Origin of the sequence: Campylobacter sp. CNRCH_2007_0968H (assembly GCF_025773245.1) — a bacterium.
In the GTDB taxonomy this organism is placed as follows: Bacteria; Campylobacterota; Campylobacteria; order Campylobacterales; family Campylobacteraceae; genus Campylobacter_D; species Campylobacter_D lari_D.
This window is the reverse complement of sequence record NZ_JAKMTQ010000001.1, coordinates 44,833-62,500: the sequence shown is the minus strand read 5'-3', so window position 1 is coordinate 62,500 and position 17,668 is coordinate 44,833. Positions and strand designations below refer to the sequence as shown.

17 protein-coding genes are annotated in these 17,668 nt (G+C 29.7%); 9 read left to right on the top strand and 8 right to left on the bottom strand.

The features are described from left to right. The first annotated feature begins 7 nt into the window (after positions 1-7). Positions 8-1,216, top strand: coding sequence for a sodium/glutamate symporter (gene gltS, locus L8Y18_RS00340; protein WP_133318821.1), 1,209 nt, complete (start codon positions 8-10; stop codon positions 1,214-1,216). 28 nt (positions 1,217-1,244) lie between these two features. Here the strand turns inward: gltS and nth are convergent, their stop codons facing one another. Next, entirely contained in the window at positions 1,245-1,868 is a 624-nt protein-coding gene (gene nth / locus L8Y18_RS00335) for an endonuclease III (protein WP_133318822.1), read from the bottom strand. A gap of 78 nt (positions 1,869-1,946) precedes the next feature. On the opposite strand from nth, the gene L8Y18_RS00330 reads away from it, so the two are divergent. The 5 genes from L8Y18_RS00330 (at position 1,947) to L8Y18_RS00310 (ending at position 7,041) form a co-directional block, all read left to right on the top strand. Next, positions 1,947-2,762 carry a peptidylprolyl isomerase gene (locus tag L8Y18_RS00330; protein ID WP_263676054.1) on the top strand — a complete coding sequence of 272 codons (816 nt, stop codon included), beginning with the start codon at positions 1,947-1,949 and terminating at the stop codon, positions 2,760-2,762. Next, positions 2,762-3,826, top strand: coding sequence for a class II fructose-bisphosphate aldolase (gene fbaA, locus L8Y18_RS00325; RefSeq protein WP_133318824.1), 1,065 nt, complete (start codon positions 2,762-2,764; stop codon positions 3,824-3,826). Before L8Y18_RS00330 ends, fbaA begins: the two co-directional genes overlap by 1 nt. Positions 3,827-3,901: 75 nt before the next feature. Then, positions 3,902-5,233, top strand: a complete 1,332-nt coding sequence (locus tag L8Y18_RS00320; RefSeq protein WP_039626332.1) for a MotA/TolQ/ExbB proton channel family protein — start codon at positions 3,902-3,904, stop codon at positions 5,231-5,233. Continuing rightward, the gene (locus L8Y18_RS00315) at positions 5,220-6,170 is read left to right on the top strand and encodes an OmpA family protein (RefSeq protein WP_133318825.1); all 951 of its coding nucleotides are present in this window, start codon (positions 5,220-5,222) and stop codon (positions 6,168-6,170) included. Before L8Y18_RS00320 ends, L8Y18_RS00315 begins: the two co-directional genes overlap by 14 nt. Next, entirely contained in the window at positions 6,157-7,041 is an 885-nt protein-coding gene (locus L8Y18_RS00310) for a 1-aminocyclopropane-1-carboxylate deaminase/D-cysteine desulfhydrase (protein ID WP_263660931.1), read from the top strand. The genes L8Y18_RS00315 and L8Y18_RS00310 overlap by 14 nt, the downstream gene beginning before the upstream one ends. Here the strand turns inward: L8Y18_RS00310 and L8Y18_RS00305 are convergent. After that, positions 7,012-8,376, bottom strand: a complete 1,365-nt coding sequence (locus L8Y18_RS00305; RefSeq protein ID WP_214126899.1) for a sodium-dependent transporter — start codon at positions 8,374-8,376, stop codon at positions 7,012-7,014. The genes L8Y18_RS00310 and L8Y18_RS00305 overlap by 30 nt on opposite strands. Positions 8,377-8,478: 102 nt before the next feature. Between L8Y18_RS00305 and L8Y18_RS00300 the strand changes: the two genes are divergently transcribed. Further along, entirely contained in the window at positions 8,479-9,654 is a 1,176-nt protein-coding gene (locus L8Y18_RS00300; RefSeq protein ID WP_263664436.1) for an NAD(P)/FAD-dependent oxidoreductase, read from the top strand. A gap of 23 nt (positions 9,655-9,677) precedes the next feature. On the opposite strand, the gene dsbD is transcribed toward L8Y18_RS00300, so the two are convergent. Then, a complete protein-coding gene (gene dsbD / locus L8Y18_RS00295) occupies positions 9,678-11,369 on the bottom strand; it encodes a protein-disulfide reductase DsbD (RefSeq protein ID WP_263676052.1) in 1,692 nt (563 codons plus the stop codon). A 77-nt stretch (positions 11,370-11,446) separates the two neighbouring features. On the opposite strand from dsbD, the gene ppk2 reads away from it, so the two are divergent. Beyond that, positions 11,447-12,289 (top strand): polyphosphate kinase 2, encoded by an 843-nt coding sequence (gene ppk2 / locus L8Y18_RS00290; protein ID WP_263676104.1) that lies wholly within the window; start codon positions 11,447-11,449, stop codon positions 12,287-12,289. 9 nt (positions 12,290-12,298) lie between these two features. Continuing rightward, a complete protein-coding gene (locus L8Y18_RS00285) occupies positions 12,299-13,081 on the top strand; it encodes an amino acid ABC transporter permease (protein WP_263676051.1) in 783 nt (260 codons plus the stop codon). Here the strand turns inward: L8Y18_RS00285 and L8Y18_RS00280 are convergent. From L8Y18_RS00280 to L8Y18_RS00260, 5 genes are read right to left on the bottom strand one after another with little or no spacing between them, the layout of a single operon-like run. After that, on the bottom strand, positions 13,078-13,842 hold the full coding sequence (locus tag L8Y18_RS00280; protein ID WP_133318832.1) for a transporter substrate-binding domain-containing protein: 765 nt from the start codon (positions 13,840-13,842) through the stop codon (positions 13,078-13,080). The genes L8Y18_RS00285 and L8Y18_RS00280 overlap by 4 nt on opposite strands. Beyond that, a complete protein-coding gene (kdsB, locus tag L8Y18_RS00275; protein WP_263676050.1) occupies positions 13,839-14,564 on the bottom strand; it encodes a 3-deoxy-manno-octulosonate cytidylyltransferase in 726 nt (241 codons plus the stop codon). Before kdsB ends, L8Y18_RS00280 begins: the two co-directional genes overlap by 4 nt. Next, positions 14,561-15,970: a threonine synthase gene (thrC, locus tag L8Y18_RS00270; protein ID WP_263676049.1), complete on the bottom strand. Its 1,410-nt coding sequence runs from the start codon at positions 15,968-15,970 to the stop codon at positions 14,561-14,563. Before thrC ends, kdsB begins: the two co-directional genes overlap by 4 nt. Further along, on the bottom strand, positions 15,945-16,883 hold the full coding sequence (locus L8Y18_RS00265; RefSeq protein ID WP_263676048.1) for a tetraacyldisaccharide 4'-kinase: 939 nt from the start codon (positions 16,881-16,883) through the stop codon (positions 15,945-15,947). Before L8Y18_RS00265 ends, thrC begins: the two co-directional genes overlap by 26 nt. Beyond that, a complete protein-coding gene (locus L8Y18_RS00260; protein WP_263673088.1) occupies positions 16,870-17,610 on the bottom strand; it encodes an NAD+ synthase in 741 nt (246 codons plus the stop codon). Before L8Y18_RS00260 ends, L8Y18_RS00265 begins: the two co-directional genes overlap by 14 nt. Positions 17,611-17,668: the final 58 nt, after the last annotated feature.

Here is a 17,668-nt window from a genome sequence, read left to right as displayed (position 1 = left end):
GAGAATTATGAAATTTGATTTTTATGCAACGCTAGTTACTATGGTTATAGTATTGCTTTTAGGCGTATTTGTCATTAAAAGGGTAAAATTTCTTCGTGATTATAATATCCCTGAGCCAGTTGTTGGTGGTGGGATTGCTGCGATTATTCTTTTGATCTTACATAGTTTCTTCTCATTGGATATTAAATTTGATGAATCTATGAAAGATCCTTTAATGCTTGCATTTTTTTCAAGTATTGGTTTGTTAGCTGATTTTGCTTCTTTAAAAAAGGGTGGAAGAAAATTAGCAATTTTTTTAGTTGTTGTTGTTGGCTTGCTTTTTGCTCAAAATATAGTTGGCATAGGTGTGGCAAGTGCTATGGGGCAAAATCCACTAATGGGACTTATAGCAGGTTCTGTTACAATGAGTGGCGGTCATGGAACAGGTGCAGCATGGGCAGCTGAATTTATTAAAGAACCTTATTTTTACTCTAGTGCAACTACTGTTGCTATTGCTTGTGCTACTTTTGGGCTTATTTCAGGTGGTATCATAGGTGGGCCTGTTGCAAGATATTTAGTCAATAAATATAAGTTAGTAGTTCCAAAGCAAAATGATGATAAAGATGCGATTTTAAATTTCCAGTCTCCAGAAAAAGAAAGACTAATCACACCTTCTTCTTTTATAGAATCTTTGGCATTAATTGCTTTATGTTTATTAATAGGTAGTGCTTTGTCTACTTATATTAAAACAAATACAGGTTTTACTTTACCAACTTTTGTGTATTGTCTTTTTGTAGGTGTGGTTTTAAGAAATGTTTTATCAGCTACAAAAATTCATCATGTATTTGATAGAGAAGTATCAGTTTTGGGTAATGTAAGCTTATCTTTATTTTTAGCTTTAGCTCTAATGACTATTAATCTTTGGGATTTAGTAACTCTTGCACTACCGATGTTGGTAATTTTAGCTGTTCAGGTTGCTATGATGGCTGCTTATGCTATATTTATCACTTTTAGAGTGTGTGGAAAAGATTATGACGCAGCAGTTTTAGCAGCAGGACATTGTGGTTTTGGTTTGGGCGCTACTCCAACAGCTATGGTAAATATGCAAACTGTAACAAATCACTATGGTATGAGCCATATGGCATTTATTATTGTACCTTTAGTGGGTGCGTTTTTCATAGATATAGTAAATGCTTTAGTGATCAATGCTTTCTTATATCTACCATTCTTTCATTAAAATCATCTAGCACTAAATTGGTGCTAGATTAAATTTTCTTATCTTTACTTTTGCATAAATGATTTAAAAAGCACTCTTTGCATAAAGGATTTTTAGCTTTACATGTATAACGCCCAAAAAGCACCATAGCTTGATGAAGATAGTTTAGATTATCTTTAAAAATTTTAGTTAAGTCTTTTTCGGTTTCTTCGGGAGTTTTGGCTTTGCTAAGATTAAGTCTATGCGAAACTCTAAATACATGGGTATCTACAGCCATGCAATTAGCCCCGCACCATTCTATCATCACTACATGTGCAGTTTTTTGTCCTACACCTGCTAGAGTTTTCAAATCTTGCTCGTCCATTGGAATTTCACCATTAAATTGCTCGCAAACTGCTTGAGCCATTTTGATTAAATTTTGTGCTTTATTATTATAAAATGAGCAAGAATTAATCAAAAGTTTTAAAGAAGATAAATTTGCCTTAGCTAAATCTTGCACGCTAGGGTAAGCTTTAAATAAAGCAGGTGTGATGAGATTAACCCTTTTATCAGTACATTGAGCTGAAAGCATAACACAAACTATAAGTTCATAAGCATTACTAAAAACTAATTCTGTTTTTGCTTGTCCAAAATGTTTTAAAAATAATTCTTTAATTTCTAAATTTCTTTTCATAAACTTATTGTATGTTAATCGGCTTTAAATAAAGTTTAGATATAATAAAATCAACAAAACTATTTCAAAGGAAAAACAATGAAAAAAATTTCTTTAGTTGCTGCGGCTTTATTAACAGGTTTGAGTTTAAATGCTGCGGTGGTTGCAACCCTTGATGGAAACAATATTAGCGATACAGAAATAAATGAGTTTTTTGCTCCTATGTTAAGAGGTGCTAAAATCACTGACTTACCAGCTGAACAAAAAAAAGCAATCATTGATCAATATATCATCCAACAACTTGTATTAAAAGACGCTAAAGCTCAAAAAATAGAAAATGATCCTTCATATAAAGAAGAATTAGAGCGTGCTAAAGAAGCTATCATGGTAAATATCTATCAAAAGAAAATTTTTGATTCTATCAAAAATGATGATGCTAAGGCTAAAAAATACTATGAAGCAAATAAAGATAAATTTACTAAACCAGCTCAAGTAAAAGCTAAGCATATTTTGGTAACTAGTGAAAAAGAAGCTAAAGATATTATTGCCGAGCTTAGTAAGTTAAGTGGAAAAGCTTTAAATGATAAATTTGCTCAACTTGCAAAAGAAAAATCAATCGACAAAGGTTCTTCGGCTCAAGGTGGTGATCTTGGATGGTTTGCTGAATCAACTATGGTAAAACCATTTGCTGATGCAGCTTTTTCTATGAAAAAAGGTACTATTTCTAAAACACCAGTAAAAAGTGATTTTGGATATCATATTATTTTAAAAGAAGATGCTAGAGCGAAAAGTACTATGAGTTATAATGAAGTAAAAGCAGGTATTGAAAGCAATATCAAAATGGAAGAATTTAAAGAACTTATGAATAAAAAAGCTCAAGAGCTTCGTCAAAAAGCAAAAGTGGAATATAAATAATGGGTGTATTAGATCTTGTCAAACCAGGTGTTTTAAGTGGCGATGATCTAAATACTGTATATAATTATGCAAAAAAAGAAGGATTTGCTATCCCTGCGGTAAATGTCGTGGGGACAAATTCTATTAATGCGGTTTTAGAAAGTGCTAAAAAAGTTAATTCACCTGTGATTATTCAATTTTCAAATGGTGGAGCTAAATTTGTAGCAGGAAAAGCTTGTCCAAAAGCTGATGTGCTTGGTGCTATAAGTGGTGCAAGACATGTACATTTAATGGCAAAAGCTTATGGAGTTCCAGTAATTTTACACACAGATCATGCTGCTAGAAAATTACTTCCTTGGATTGATGCTTTGATTGAAGCAAATATTGAGTTTAAAAAAGAAACAGGTAAGCCTTTGTTTAGCTCTCATATGATTGATTTAAGTGAAGAGGATTTAGAAAGTAATCTAGGCACTTGTGAGAATTATTTAAAACAAATGTCTGAGCTTGGAATTTCTTTAGAGCTTGAGCTAGGATGTACGGGTGGTGAAGAAGATGGAGTGGATAATACTAATATTGATAATGCAAAATTATACACTCAGCCTGAAGATGTAGCATTAGCTTATGAGAGACTTTCTAAAATTAGTGATAGATTTTCAATTGCAGCTAGTTTTGGTAATGTACATGGAGTATATAAACCAGGAAATGTGATTTTAAGACCTGAAATTCTTAAAAACTCTCAAAATTATGTAAAAGAAAAATTCAATCTTGGTGAAGATAAACCAATCAATTTTGTTTTCCATGGTGGTAGTGGTAGCGATATAGAGGATATCAAAGCAGCACTTAGCTACGGTGTAATTAAAATGAATATTGATACAGATACACAATGGGCTTTTTGGGATGGTGTTAGAGAATATGAGCTTAAAAATAAAGCTTATTTGCAAGGCCAAATTGGTAATCCAGATGGAGAAGATAAGCCAAATAAAAAATATTATGATCCAAGAGTATGGCTTAGAGCGGGCGAAGAGAGTATGATCAAACGCTTAGAATGTGCTTTTAGTGATTTAAATTGTATCGATAGAAACTAAGAGTTTTATAACTCTTAGTTGATTTTCCTGTGAAGATTTCAAATTTTTAGAGTAAAATTAACAAAGGTTTATAAAATGGAAGTTAAAACAACTGATGATTTTTCTGATCTTGTATTACCTGAAGGAAAAGGTAGCACAGGAATTGTTGCTTATTTAAAGATTATTTTTATCCCTGCTATATTGTATATTTTAGTGCTTTTAGGGTATTTTGGAAAGATTGATTTTAAAGTAGAATTACATAGTGTTGTAATGATAGGGATTATCTTTTTAGTGGCTTTGATCTTTGCTAGACATAGTGCTGATTATGCTTCAAGTATTTTTGAGCAACAAAAAGATGAGTTTAAGCTGATATTAAAACGCTATATTATGAAGCATTTTTTAGTTATAGGTAAAGAAACAAAGTCAAATGCTAGCTTTGATGATTTTGCATATGCTTATGTGAAAGATTTGAGAAATGAAAATTTTGCTTCTGTGGGTGCAGCTATTTTTCCTATGCTTGGTATTTTAGGAACTTTTATAAGTATAGCCATGTCTATGCCAAATTTTAATTCAAGCGACACAGCAGGCTTAGAACAAGAGATTTCAGTTTTATTAAATGGAGTAGGAACAGCCTTTTATGTATCAATTTATGGAATTTTCTTAGCACTTTGGTGGATATTTTTTGAAAAATACGGTAGTAGTAAATTCCAAAAACTTCTAAATCGTCAAAAAAACGCAACAAGCGATTTTTTTTGGTCTAAAGAAGAAATTGATAGAAAATATCTTCAAGAAAGTTTGCAACATTTTGAAAAAATAGGCACGATTTTTGAACATGTAAGCAATGAGGAATTTTTTAAAGAACTAGATAATACAATAGATAGAAAATTCAAAGTTTTTCAAGAACTTGTAAATGCTGAAGAAAAAGCTGTAAGATTAAGCAGTGAGCATGTAAAACAAACTATGAGTGATTTATCTAAAACCCAAAGAGAGCAAAAAGATATTGTTAAAACTTATAGCGAGATTGCAAATGCGGTAAATATGTTAAATTCAAACATAAAAGATTTAACCTTAAGAATTTCAGAGCAATATAATAGACTTTTAGATGTGAGTTCAGATAAGATTGTGCATTTAGATAAAAGTGTGAGTGCTTTAGATGAAAAGGTAAATAATTTTTCAAATAATATTGAAAAATATCAAAATCTTATGCTTGATAATCAAACTAAGCTTTTTGAAGGCTTTAGGGCAAGTATTATAGAGGGTATGCATACTTTTAAAGAAGCTTATGAAGATGAAAAAAATATTGACGAAAAAATTTCACTAATGCAAGAATTTAAAGAAGAAAGCAAAGAATTAGATGAGCAAACCACACAAGTTATTGCAAAGCTTGAAAATCAAAAAGAAGATGAAAAAATAGATGATAAAAAATAATTCTAGCAATGAAGAAAATAATTTTTGGATAGCTTATGCAGATTTAATGGCAGGCTTGCTTTTTATATTTATTTTGCTTATTGGAGCTATAGTTGTTAAGTATGTTTTAACTCAAAGTGATTTACAAATCATAAAAGAAAATTTGCAAAAACAAGAAGAACGCTTAAGAGAGAATAAAGAAGAATTAAATCAAAAAGAAGATATTTTAAAAAGTCTTAGCCAAAAATTAAGTAATACCTCAAGTACGCTTGATAATATCAGCAAACAAAAACAAGCTTTAGAAGCTAATATTACTAAACTTAATCAAGATTTAAATTCAAGTTTAGATGAAAAAGATCAGCAAATTTTTGCTTTACTTGAAAGATTAAATAAAAAAGATGAGGAAATCAAAGAATTAGAGCGTAATTTTGATGAGGCGAAAAGCAAAATCAAAGAACTAGGATTAATCAAAGAAAATACCATCAAAAATCTTCAAGCAAAATTTGATACTAATATTACCTTAGATTCTAATACAGGTGCGATAGTTTTACCTTCTGAAGTGCTTTTTGATACAAATTCTTTTACTCTAAAAGCTCAAGCAAAAGAGAATTTAAAGGCAATTTTAACACAGTATTTTGACAATATCTTAAAAGATGAAAATATCTTAAATAGTATAGAAAATATAGTCATAGAAGGGCATACGGATAGTGCAGGCTCTTATATATATAATCTTGATTTATCACAAAAAAGAGCTTATGCTGTGATGAGTTTTATACACTCATTTTACAAAGATCCAAGATTGCAAAAACTTTTAATGGCAAGTGGTAGATCTTATTCTGATGTAATTATGAAAGATGGTAAAGAAGACAAAGAGGCAAGTCGTAGAATAGAGATTAAGTTTAATATCAATACAAATAATGCTTTAGAAAAGGTTGAAAAATACCTTGATAGCAAGTAGAATTGATGTTTTAAAATACAATGATTTTGAATTTTTACTCAAAAGAGATGATTTACTAGGTTATATTAATGGAAATAAGGCTAGAAAACTAGCCTTTTTTGAAAAAAATAAACATTTATTTAAAAAAGGACAAAGATTTATTTCTTTTGGCTCCTCTCAAAGTAATGCTTTAGTTGCTTTAGCTAAGTTTTGTTACGAAAATGATTTTTTGCTCATTTTTGTTTGTGAAAAAATGAGTTCTTTTTTAAAAGAAAATCCCCATGGAAATTTAGAATTTGCATTAAAACACAATGTGAAGTTAATAGAAAATATAAATTATCCCACAAGAAGACTGCAAGCTTTAGCCTTGAAAAAAGATGATGATATTTTTATAGAAGAGGGTGTAGCTATAAAAGAAGCTGAATTTGGATACCAGCAACTAGCCTTAGAGCTTAGTGAGCAGTTAAGTGAAAATGTAAGTATTTTTTTACCTTCAGGTACAGGAACTTCTGCGGCTTTTTTGGCTAAACATAGTAAATTTAAAGTTTTTACATGTGCTTGTGTGGGCGATAGTGCATATTTAAAAGAGCAAATTTTAAGCTTAGAGCCAAATTATGATTTTGGTAATTTAACCATATTAAATTCACCTAAAAAATATCATTTTGCTAAGCCTTATTTGGAATTTTATGATCTTTATAAGGATTTAAAAAAAGAATGTGGAGTGGAGTTTGATTTGCTTTATGATATGGTGGGTTTTAAAACTTTATTAGCTCATAAAGAGCAATTTGGTGGAAAAATCTTATATATCCATCAAGGAGGCCTTGAAGGAAATATAAGCATGTTAAAGCGTTATGAGTATAAATTAAAAAATTCCAAAATAAAAAATCACTAAGATAATCAAAGGTATAATAAATTTAACATAATAATACCATAATTTAAAAATACTTCCTTTTAGGGTATTTTGATTGGAAAGTTCATAAATTGCATCTTTTTTAAGCACCCAACCTACATAAATACAACAAAAAAATGCGGTTAAAACAAAGAATATATTTCCACTAATAAAATCAAAGCTATCAAAAATATTTTTTCCCTTGATGATAGTAATATCTCTTAAAGGACCATAAGTAAGTATGCATGGTAAATTTCCCAAAACAAAAATACTTCCAAGTGTTAGATTGATAGCAGTATTTTTAGCTAGTTTAAATTTTTCCTCCAAAACACTAATGATTACTTGATAAATTGGCAAGCTTGTAGTAAGTGCAGCGATGATTAAAAGCAAAAAGAAAAACACACAAATTATACTTCCAAAAGGTATATGTGAAAATGCAACGGGCAAGGTTTTAAAAACCAAAGATGGCCCACTATCAGGGGTTAAACCTACGCTAAATAAAGCAGGGAAAATCATAAATCCAGCAAGCACTGCTATGAGGGTGTTTAAAATTCCTGTATAAACAGAAGTTTTGATTAAATTCTCATTTTTCTTAAGGTGAGATGATAAGGTTATCATTACACCAAAACCCAAAGATAAGGCAAAAAATACTTGTCCTAAAACATCTATAAACAATTTAGGAGTGATTTTAGAAAGATCAGGAGTAAGGTAAAATTTCACACCCTCACTTGCTCCTTCGAGAGTTAAATTGCGCGCAACAACAACCAAAAGACAGATAAATAAAAATGGCATAAGGTATTTTACTGACTTTTCTATGCCATCAATCACACCTTTTTTTAAGATAATCCAATTAATTATCACAAATATAGTAGTAAAAATTCCTATTAATAAAGGATTATTTTCTATAGTAGAGCTATAAAATTCGCTTGTATATTGAGCGTTAATGGGACTTGAAAGATTAAAATCGCCTATGATAATTTTAAAAATATAAGCTAAAACCCATCCGCCTATTACCATATAATAAGCCATGATTCCAAAACTTCCCAAAAGTCCCATATAGCCAACACCTTGCCAAGAATTAGATATTTTAACTCCATCGCTTGTTTTTCCGCCAAAAGCATCGACTGAATTTAGCATTCTGCGTCTTCCTATGACATTTTCGACCAAAATCACAGGAATTCCTATAAAAATCATAGCTATACAAAATGCCAAAACATAAGCACCGCCTCCATTTTCACCCACTAAATATGGAAAACGCCAAGTGGCTCCAAAACCAATAGTCGCTCCTGCTACTGTAAGGATATAAGTTAGCGTATTGCTCCAAGTTTGTCTTTGCATGCTTTTTCCTTGTTAAATTTAAATAAAAAATATTTTAAGATAAAAAATAATACCATTATGCCAAATTTTTATTTATTTTTTTATCAAATTAAAGGAAAATCCATGCAAAAAAAGAAAATTTTGTTTTTAGGTGCAGGATATGCTACTTTATCGGTTATAAAAGCCTTACCTGATGAGTTTTTTGAAAAAGCACAAGTGAGTTTGATTAATAACAATTCTTATCATTATCATACTATTTTACTACACAAAGTAGCTTCAAATGAAGATATTTATAGTTCAAAATATGATCTTTTACCTTTATTAAATCCAAAAATCAACTTTATCCAAGATGAAGTTTTAAAAATTTCTAAAGACAAAGTTTTTACTAAAAATAATGAATTTGACTTTGATATTTTAGTATGTGGGCTTGGTTTTGCGAAGGAAACTTTTGGTATTAAAGGTATGCAAGAATATGCTTTGAGTATAGATAATTATGAAAATGCTTTAAAAATTAATGAAATAATATATGAGAAAATAAAAAATTACAAAACCACCCAAAATGAAGATGATTTAAAAATCGCAGTTTGTGGTGGGGGTTTAAGTGGGGTTGAATTTGTAGCTTCTTTAGCTAAAGAGCTTAAAATATTTTGTCAAAAAGAGCAAATTTCTTATGAGAAATTAGAACTCTCTATTATTGAAGCTATGGATCAAATTTTACCTATGTTTGATAAAAGTTTGGCTCTAAAAACAAAGCAAAGACTAGAAGCACTTGGTGTGAAAGTATATGAAAAATCTAAAATTATAGAATGTGAAAAAAATGGTATAAGGCTTGATGGGGGAGAATTTATTAAAGCTAATACTATCATTTGGACTGCAGGAGTTAGAGGTAATAGCGTTATAGAAAATAGCTCAGATTTTCCAAGCACAAGATCGCGTATAGAAGTAGATGCTTTTATGCATCCATTAAATGTTGAAAATTCATCAAAATACTTTTTTATAGGCGATAATAGTTTATTTAAAAACCCTAAAACTAACACTCCGTATCCTCCAACAGCCCAGCTTGCATTAAGAGAAGGAGCTTATGTGGCTAAAGCTTTAATGGCTATGATTGATGAGAAAGATTTTAAACAAGAATTTTCTTTTGTGAGTGGAAATACCGTTTGTTCAATAGGAAGAGATTATGCAGTTGGCACGGTTTTACATAAACCAATTAGTGGTCTTTTGGCAATAAAACTTAAAATTTTTATAGAAAAACTATGGCAATATCAGCTTGAAGGATTGAAAGGTTTTTTGAAATAAAATTAATTTTAAATAGAGTCTTTTTAAGGAACTCTATTTAAAAATTCATTTGCATCTACATAGCCTATAACGCGTCCTTTTTCTTCACTTTTGTTAAAAAATATCATCACAGGAGGCCCAAAAACTCCAAATTCTTTCATAAGAGCTAAATCTTCTTGGCTATTATGTGTTACATCTGCTTTTAAAAGTGTGTAATTAGCAAGTAAATTTTGTACTTTAGCATCTGTAAAAGTATATTCTTCTAAGAGCTTGCAGTTTTCACACCAAGCGGCTGTAAATTCAAGCATAACAGGTTTGGTAGAATTTTGTAATTCTTGCTTAAGTTCTTTTAAATTTTTAATGGTTTTAAAACTTAAACTAGGGCTATTTTCTTTTGAAGTAAGGTTAAACTCAAGAGGTTTTAGTAAGCTTTTTGAACCCATTGAGCCGCCTAAAATTAGGCTTAAACTATAAGCTAAAATTAAAATCATACTTGCTTTTTTAAATTTATCAAAATTAGTTTTAGCTTCATCAAATAAACCCATAAAACTAACAAAAAATACCCCTATAATTCCATAAAGTATCAAAATGATATTTACACTAAGTATTCTTTCTAGCATCCAAACTGCCATAATGAGCATGATAAAACCAAAGAAAATCTTTATCTTAAGCATCCAAGCCCCACTTTTTAAAAGATTTCCTCCAAGACCTATTAAAAGTAAAGGCATGCCCATACCAAAACTCATCACAAATAAAGAAAGTCCTCCTAAAAATACATCGCCACTATTAGTAATATAAAGCAAAGCCCCTGCTAAAGGTGCAGCCACGCAAGGTCCTACAATAAGAGCTGATAAAAAGCCCATGATAGCTATACCAAAAACCCCGTTTTTGCCTTCTATTTTTTTATTGATAAAATTTTGAAATTTAAGTGGCAGTTGTAATTCATAAAAGCCAAACATAGAAAGTGAGAGCAATACAAAAATACCTGCAAAAGTAATGATAATCCAAGGTTGTTGTAATAAACCTTGCACATTAGCTCCTGCAAGGCCCACTAAAGCACCTGCTATAGCATAAGCTAAAGACATAAAAAAGACATAGATAAAAGATAAATAAAAGCTATGTTTTTTAGATGGTTTGTCTTTGAGTTTCATTGCGATTAATGATGAAAGAATAGGTATCATTGGTAAAATACAAGGAGTAAGTGCTAATAATAAGCCATAACCAAAAAAAGTTAAAAGTGTGATAAATATATTTTGTGTGCTTAAATCATTAGCAATTTGCTCATCTTCGTTTTGCTTTTTAAATTGATCTTTAGTGGATTTTATAGTATAAATTCCATTTTGTTTATTAAGTTCATAATTTACATATACAGGACGATAGCATAAACCTTCTTCTGAGCAACCTTGATAAGCTAGGGAAAGTTTTGCTTTGTTATTTTTAACAAAATCATCTAATAATAATTGAGGTATGAAAAGTTCAAGTTGGCTAAAGATTACTTCTTTGTTTTCTCTAGTTTGAGTTTGTGGGAAATTTAATAAAGAAGTAATGTCATTAGAGTCTAATTCTACTTTGATTTGATCTTTGTAAAGATAAATTCTATCTGCAAGATTGATTTTTAAAAAAATTCCTTGATTGTTGCTATGGGTATTGAGTTTAAAAGCTTCATTGAGTGATAATACTCCATTATTAGCAAAAGATAAATTGAAAAAAATAAAAAATACCGCTAAAAAACGCATTTTTCTCCTTGAAATTGAAAATTAAATTTGTTTTATTTTACTTATTTGTGGTAAATTTAAGTTAATAATTATCCTAAATTAAGGAGTTTGTTGTGGATAAGGATAAATTTACTCTTATTAAAGTGAAAAAATCAACACTTGAGTATGAAAGCGAGCTTAGAAGATTACAAATTGAGCTTTTAAAATTTCAAAATCATGTCAAAGATAAAGGATTAAAAGTTTTGATTTTAATTGAAGGGCGTGATGCAGCAGGAAAAGGTGGTGCTATTAAAAGATTAATTGAACATTTAAATCCTAGAGGTTGTCGTGTGGTAGCACTTGAAAAACCAAGTGATGTGGAAAGAACTCAGTGGTATTTTCAGCGTTATGTGACACATTTGCCTGCAGCAGGAGAGATAGTGATTTTTGATAGATCTTGGTATAATAGAGCAGGGGTGGAACCTGTGATGGGCTTTTGTACTCCAAATGAGCATAAAAAATTCTTGCGTGAGGTGTCTTCTTTTGAAGAAATGCTACTTGATAGTGGAATTTTATTTTTTAAATTTTATTTTTCAGTTTCCAAACAAGAGCAAAAAAGGCGTTTTGAGCAAAGGAGAACAGATCCGCTAAAACAATACAAACTTTCTGTTGTTGATGAAAAATCACAAGAATTATGGGATAAATACACTCTAGCAAAATATTCTATGCTTTTAGCTTCTAATACACCAAAATGTCCTTGGGTGATCATTAATTCAGATAGTAAAAAGAAAGCAAGGATAAATTTATTTAAATATCTACTTAATTTTTTAGAATATCCAAATAAAATTAAAAATAAGTATTTTAAATATGATAAAAAATTAGTCCGTAGCGGTGAGGAAGAAATTCGTAAGATGGAACTTAGTTTAAATGATGAAAAACTTAAAAAATTTGATAAAAAATAAAGGCTAGAATTGAATCATCTTTTTATAGTGCGTAATAAATTTAATGAGCATAAAAAAATCAGTCCAAAGGTGTTTGCTATTAATGCCTTTTTGCTAGCATTTTTATTGTTTTTATTTTTTTATTTATCTTTTTTAAGTGCTAGTTATAATTTTGATTTTATGGCAATTTATGAGTATAAAGACAAAATGATACAAGGTTTTTTTACGAGTTTTTTTATTAGTGTTTTGTCTTTGATTGTAGGTGTGATTTTTGCTTTGATTTTGTGTTATATGAGTCTTTGTAAAATCGTACTTTTTAATATGTTTGCAAGAGTTTTTATAGAGCTTATTAGAGGCACACCTTTGCTAGTGCAAATTTTATTGATTTATTATATTTTTGCAGATAATTTGGGGCTTGATAATCGTTATGTTTGTGGAATTTTGATTTTAGCTTTATTTGCTAGTGCTTATATTTGTGAAATATTTAGAGCAGGGATTTTAAGTGTTGATAAAATGCAATATGAAAGTGCTAAGGCTTTGGGTTTGAGTGAGTTTGAAATTTATAAAAGTGTGATTTTTCCTCAAGCTTTAAAAAATATCTTAGCACCACTAAGTGGACAACTTAGTAATTTGATCAAAGATAGCTCTCTTTTAAGCGTTATAGCTATTTCAGAATTAACTCAAAATGCTCAAGAAATTAATGCTTTTACCTTTTCTACTTTAGAAATTTATATTCCCTTAGCGCTTTGTTATTTGGTTTTAACTTTACCTATTTCTATGTTTTCAAGAAAGCTTGAAAAGAGTTTTTCTTAAAAGAAAAACTCAAGCTTTTGTTCTTTGAAAACTTCTTGCATATCTTTGAGATATTTTTGACTTAGTTTATCAAAAAGACCATTTTTTTTAGATTTTAAAATAAACTCATTGAGCTCTTCTTTTAATTTGGTATTGTTTTTATTTAAAGCTATGGCCCATTGCTCAGGTGTTTTTTCAAAAGGGGTAAAAATAGCTTTTGTTTGCTCAGGATGTTTTTTCCATGCTTTATAAATACTCATTTGATCATAAATAAAAGCATCAGCTTTTGCTTGAATGACTTCTAAAATAGCTGCATTTTCTTTATCAAATACTAGGATTTTTGCATTTTTAAGATTTTTTTGAGCATATAAATGCGCACTTGAACCTCTTTTTAAAGCAAGGATTTTTCCTTTTTGATTTAAATCTTCTATGGAATTAATATTTGATTTTTTAGCGCTTAATATCGCTAAATTTGCCTTAGCATAAGGCAAGGTAAAATCTATTACTTTTTTTCTTTGCTCGCTTATACTCATAGAAGACATGATTAGATCTATTTTTTGAGTTCTTAAAGCAGGTATAAGTCCATCCCAAGCTATGTTTTGAATTTTTAAATCATAGTTTTTTTCTTTGGCAAAGGCTTGTAAAAACTCTACACTAATACCACTTGGATTGCCTTTAGTATCACTCATTTCAAAAGGAGGGTAGGCCAGTTCCATACCTACGATTAATTCTTTTGCATGAAGTGTAAAAAATAAGCTTAGTAAAAAAAGTATTTTTTTCATTTTTTAACTCCAAATTTAGCCAAAGCTTTCTCATAATCTTCTTTTGTATCTATACCTATGCTTTGACTTTGTATTTTTAACATTTTGATTTTTTTGCCATTTTCTAAGGCTCTTAATTGTTCTAATTTTTCACATTCTTCCAAAGCTGAGTTTTTCAAAGTACAAAATTCTTGTAAATTTTTAACCCTATATGCATAAATTCCAAGGTGGGCTTTAAAATTTTGTTTATAATTTGCCCTTTCATAAGGAATTTTAGATCTTGAAAAATATAAAGCATAATCATTACTATCAGTAACTACTTTAACCAAATTTGGATCATCACAAGCTTTCGCATCTACTTCTTTGTAGCAACTACTCATAAAACAAAGCTCATCTTCAAAAGCTTTTTGGCTAAATTCTTTAAAATCTTTAATATTTTGTGTTTCTATAAAAGGCTCATCAGCTTGGACATTAATAATTAGCTCATTTTCATTTAGTTTTAAAATTTGACAAGCTTCGTTGATCCTATCAGTGCCACTTTCATGATTTTTGCTTGTTAAAACTGCTTTTATATTGTGTTTTTGTGCTATTTTTAAAACCTCTTCATCATCAATTGCCACGCACACTTCATCAACTTCTTGCATTTTTTTAGCTGTATAAATAAACATAGGTAAATTATCAATCTCGCATAAAATTTTATTTTCAAAACGACTTGATTTTAATCTTGCTGGTATGATTATCATTGTTTTATCCATTCTATAATAGTTTGTTTTAGATTTTTGAGTTTGCAAACTTGATTTTGCTTTTGTGTGCTTGTAAATAAGCTTGCGATATTTGGATGAATTTCTTGCTTAAATTCTTTTACAAGTTCTTGCATACAAGCTTGTTCATCTTGACATTCTTTGTTATAAATTGCTTGATACATACTTGGGGTAAATTTACTCCATTGTGCTGTAGAAGTAATAAGCGTAGTAGTGTTAGAATCAAGCATTTTAAAGCAAGTGCAAGTATGAGGATCTAAAAGTCCTAAGTGGCTGTATTGTTTGATATATTGCATGCACTCATCATCATTGCAAAAATCAGCTTCAAAGTCTTCTTGCAAAAGCTCTAGTTCTTTTTGACTAAGCTCATAATATTTTTCATTCTTTAAAGCTTGCATAAGTTCTTTGGTGCGTTCATCTTTAAATTTATCAAAAAGCAATCTTTCTATATTTGATGATATGAGTATATCCATAGCAGGAGAAATAGTCTTTTGCAAGCTTTTATTTCTTAAATCATATTTGCCTGTATTAAAAAACTCACTTAAGATATTGTTTGAATTGGAAGCAATTTTAATTTTACCTATATTTGCTCCCATTTTTTTAGCATAATAAGCCCCCAAAGCATCGCCAAAATTTCCACTTGGCACAATAATGTCTATTGTTTTATCGATTTTTAAGCTAGCATAATAATGATAGATGATTTGAAAAAGTATTCTTCCAAAATTAACTGAATTTGCAGCACTTAGACTTAACTTTTCTTCTTTTAAGGTGTTTTTAAAATCTTCATCATTTAAAAGTGTTTTTAAGGTATTTTGTGCATCATCAAAATTACCTTCAATGGCTATGGATTTTAAATTGCTTGCATTTGAGTGTGTCATTTGTAAAGCTTGAGTTTTACTTGTGCCTTCATTTGGGTAAATGCAAACTACTTTTATGCCTTTTTTATTTTCAAAGCTTTTTAGCGTAGCAGGTCCTGTATCGCCACTTGTAGCACACATGATTAAAAAATCATCATCTTTTTTTAAGTATTCCAAAAGCACGCCAAAAGGCTGCAATGCCATGTCTTTAAAAGCTCTTGTTGGCCCATGAAATAATTCATTAATATAAAGCTTATCATTAATTTTTCTTAAATGAACAGGGCAGGTTTTATCATCAAAACTCTCATAAGTTTTCAAAGCTTTTTCAAAAACTTCAGGCTCTAAATCAAAATCAAAAGCTGCGATAATTTTTAAAGCTAATTCTTTGTAGTTTAAATTTTTTAAAGCTTCATTATCAAGCTTTGGTAGATTAAGTGGTGCATATAAAGCATTATTAGGTGCACTAGGGCTAAGTAAGGCCTTTGAAAAGCTTACTTGGTGATTTTTATCTTGGGTTGAGTGTAGTAACATTTTTTTCCTTATTGTTAAATTTATCAATATAATCTTGCAAAATTTGCTTAAAGCCGTCTTTTAAAATAATATCAAGATGAATTAATTCTGTTTTAAAGCCAAAATCTTTTACCTTGACATAGTCTTTAAAGGTTAGCATTAAGGTGTCACAATTGTGTTTTTTTAAAAGTTTTTCTAATTCTTCTTTTTGAAAAGTGTAATGATCAGCAAAAAAATAACAAGCCCTAGCTTTAATAAAATGCTCATATAATCTAAAAGGCTTTGCAATAGAGCTTATTAAAATAGCTTTTTGATTTTCTTTTACATGAGAATAACGCACAAAATCTTCATTTTCTTTAGCTATAAAATCAGCCCTTTTAGCAAAAGATTTTGGCAAACGATAAGCCCCGCTAGGTAGGGTAAAATCAAAAAAAGGCTCATCTTTGCTTTGTAATAAAATACTAAGTTTTTTAATATGAAATTTAGAAAAAGCATCGTCTAAAAGTATGATCTTTGCTCCAAGTTCGATAGCTTTTTGTATGCCTTTAACTCTATCTTCACTTACTATCACTCCACTAATGTGCTTTGTAAGTGCATACTCCATAGCTTCATCGCCACTTTCTTTAATGCTGCATAAAATTTTATCTTTGTGTTTAACGATGATTAAGCCTTCACTTTGTCTTTTATAGCCTCTTAAGATGATAAAACAATTTTCAAACTCAGCAGCTATGGCTTTACAAATGGGAGTTTTTCCATTGCCTCCTAGGGTTAGATTACCTATGCTTATAATGGGTAAATTAAAATCAAGTTCTTTTTTAAATTTAGTATTTAAAATAGCTATAATCATATATAAAAAGCTAAAAGGTAAAAGCAAAAAGGCTAGAATTTTTTGCAAAAAATTAGGTTTAAAAAAATACCGATCAAGCCAAGTCATATGTATTCTTTAATGTTGTTGGAAGTTTTCTTTTAAAGGCATTATTTTGCACACGCTCTAAGACTAAATTTTTTAAATTCTCATCAAAATTTTCTAAGCTTTGATTATTTTCTAAAGCTTTTAAAACTTCATCTAAAACTTCATATTTATAGCCAAGATCTTTTTCATCGCTTTGATTTGGCCAAAGATCAGCACTAGGGGCTTTTTGTATGAAATTTTCATGTACACCTATAAATTTAGCAAGCTCGAAAACTTCACTTTTATAAAGTGTAGCTAAAGGATTAAAAGCGCAAGCTAAATCTCCATAAATAGTTCCATAACCAAGCATAAGTTCGCTTTTATTAGAAGTGCCTACCACTAAAGCATTATGCAAGGCTGAATAATCATAAAGCAAGCTCATACGCACTCTTGCAGCTAAATTCCCAAAGCGTAAATGGCTTAAATCTTGACAAATTTTTTCATAAGCACAAAGCACTTCATCAATATAAATGATCTTATGATGAATTTGCAAATCTTTACAAAGCATTAATGCATCATCTAAATTTTCTTTTTTAGAATATTTTGTAGGCATTAAAAGCACAAAAAGTTTTTCACCTACTGCTTTTTTGCAAAGATGAGCTACTAAAGCTGAATCTATCCCACCGCTTAAACCTAAGATGAGATTTTTATCTCTTGCTTGTTCTTTTATAAAATTGATCAATAATTCTTGTAATTTTGTATAATTCATAAAAAATCTTTAAATATTAATTTTTTAAAATTATATTTGATTTAGTTAAAAGGAAGTT

Coding starts and splice junctions, on each gene's coding strand:
- L8Y18_RS00315 (WP_133318825.1), top strand. CDS start 5,220: ATGATAAAAAATAATTCTAGCAATGAAGAAAATAATTTTTGGATAGCT.
- fbaA (WP_133318824.1), top strand. CDS start 2,762: ATGGGTGTATTAGATCTTGTCAAACCAGGTGTTTTAAGTGGCGATGAT.
- gltS (WP_133318821.1), top strand. CDS start 8: ATGAAATTTGATTTTTATGCAACGCTAGTTACTATGGTTATAGTATTG.
- L8Y18_RS00330 (WP_263676054.1), top strand. CDS start 1,947: ATGAAAAAAATTTCTTTAGTTGCTGCGGCTTTATTAACAGGTTTGAGT.
- L8Y18_RS00305 (WP_214126899.1), bottom strand. CDS start 8,376: ATGCAAAGACAAACTTGGAGCAATACGCTAACTTATATCCTTACAGTA.
- L8Y18_RS00280 (WP_133318832.1), bottom strand. CDS start 13,842: ATGAAAAAAATACTTTTTTTACTAAGCTTATTTTTTACACTTCATGCA.
- nth (WP_133318822.1), bottom strand. CDS start 1,868: ATGAAAAGAAATTTAGAAATTAAAGAATTATTTTTAAAACATTTTGGA.
- thrC (WP_263676049.1), bottom strand. CDS start 15,970: ATGTTACTACACTCAACCCAAGATAAAAATCACCAAGTAAGCTTTTCA.
- L8Y18_RS00300 (WP_263664436.1), top strand. CDS start 8,479: ATGCAAAAAAAGAAAATTTTGTTTTTAGGTGCAGGATATGCTACTTTA.
- L8Y18_RS00265 (WP_263676048.1), bottom strand. CDS start 16,883: ATGACTTGGCTTGATCGGTATTTTTTTAAACCTAATTTTTTGCAAAAA.
- dsbD (WP_263676052.1), bottom strand. CDS start 11,369: ATGCGTTTTTTAGCGGTATTTTTTATTTTTTTCAATTTATCTTTTGCT.
- L8Y18_RS00260 (WP_263673088.1), bottom strand. CDS start 17,610: ATGAATTATACAAAATTACAAGAATTATTGATCAATTTTATAAAAGAA.
- L8Y18_RS00320 (WP_039626332.1), top strand. CDS start 3,902: ATGGAAGTTAAAACAACTGATGATTTTTCTGATCTTGTATTACCTGAA.
- kdsB (WP_263676050.1), bottom strand. CDS start 14,564: ATGATAATCATACCAGCAAGATTAAAATCAAGTCGTTTTGAAAATAAA.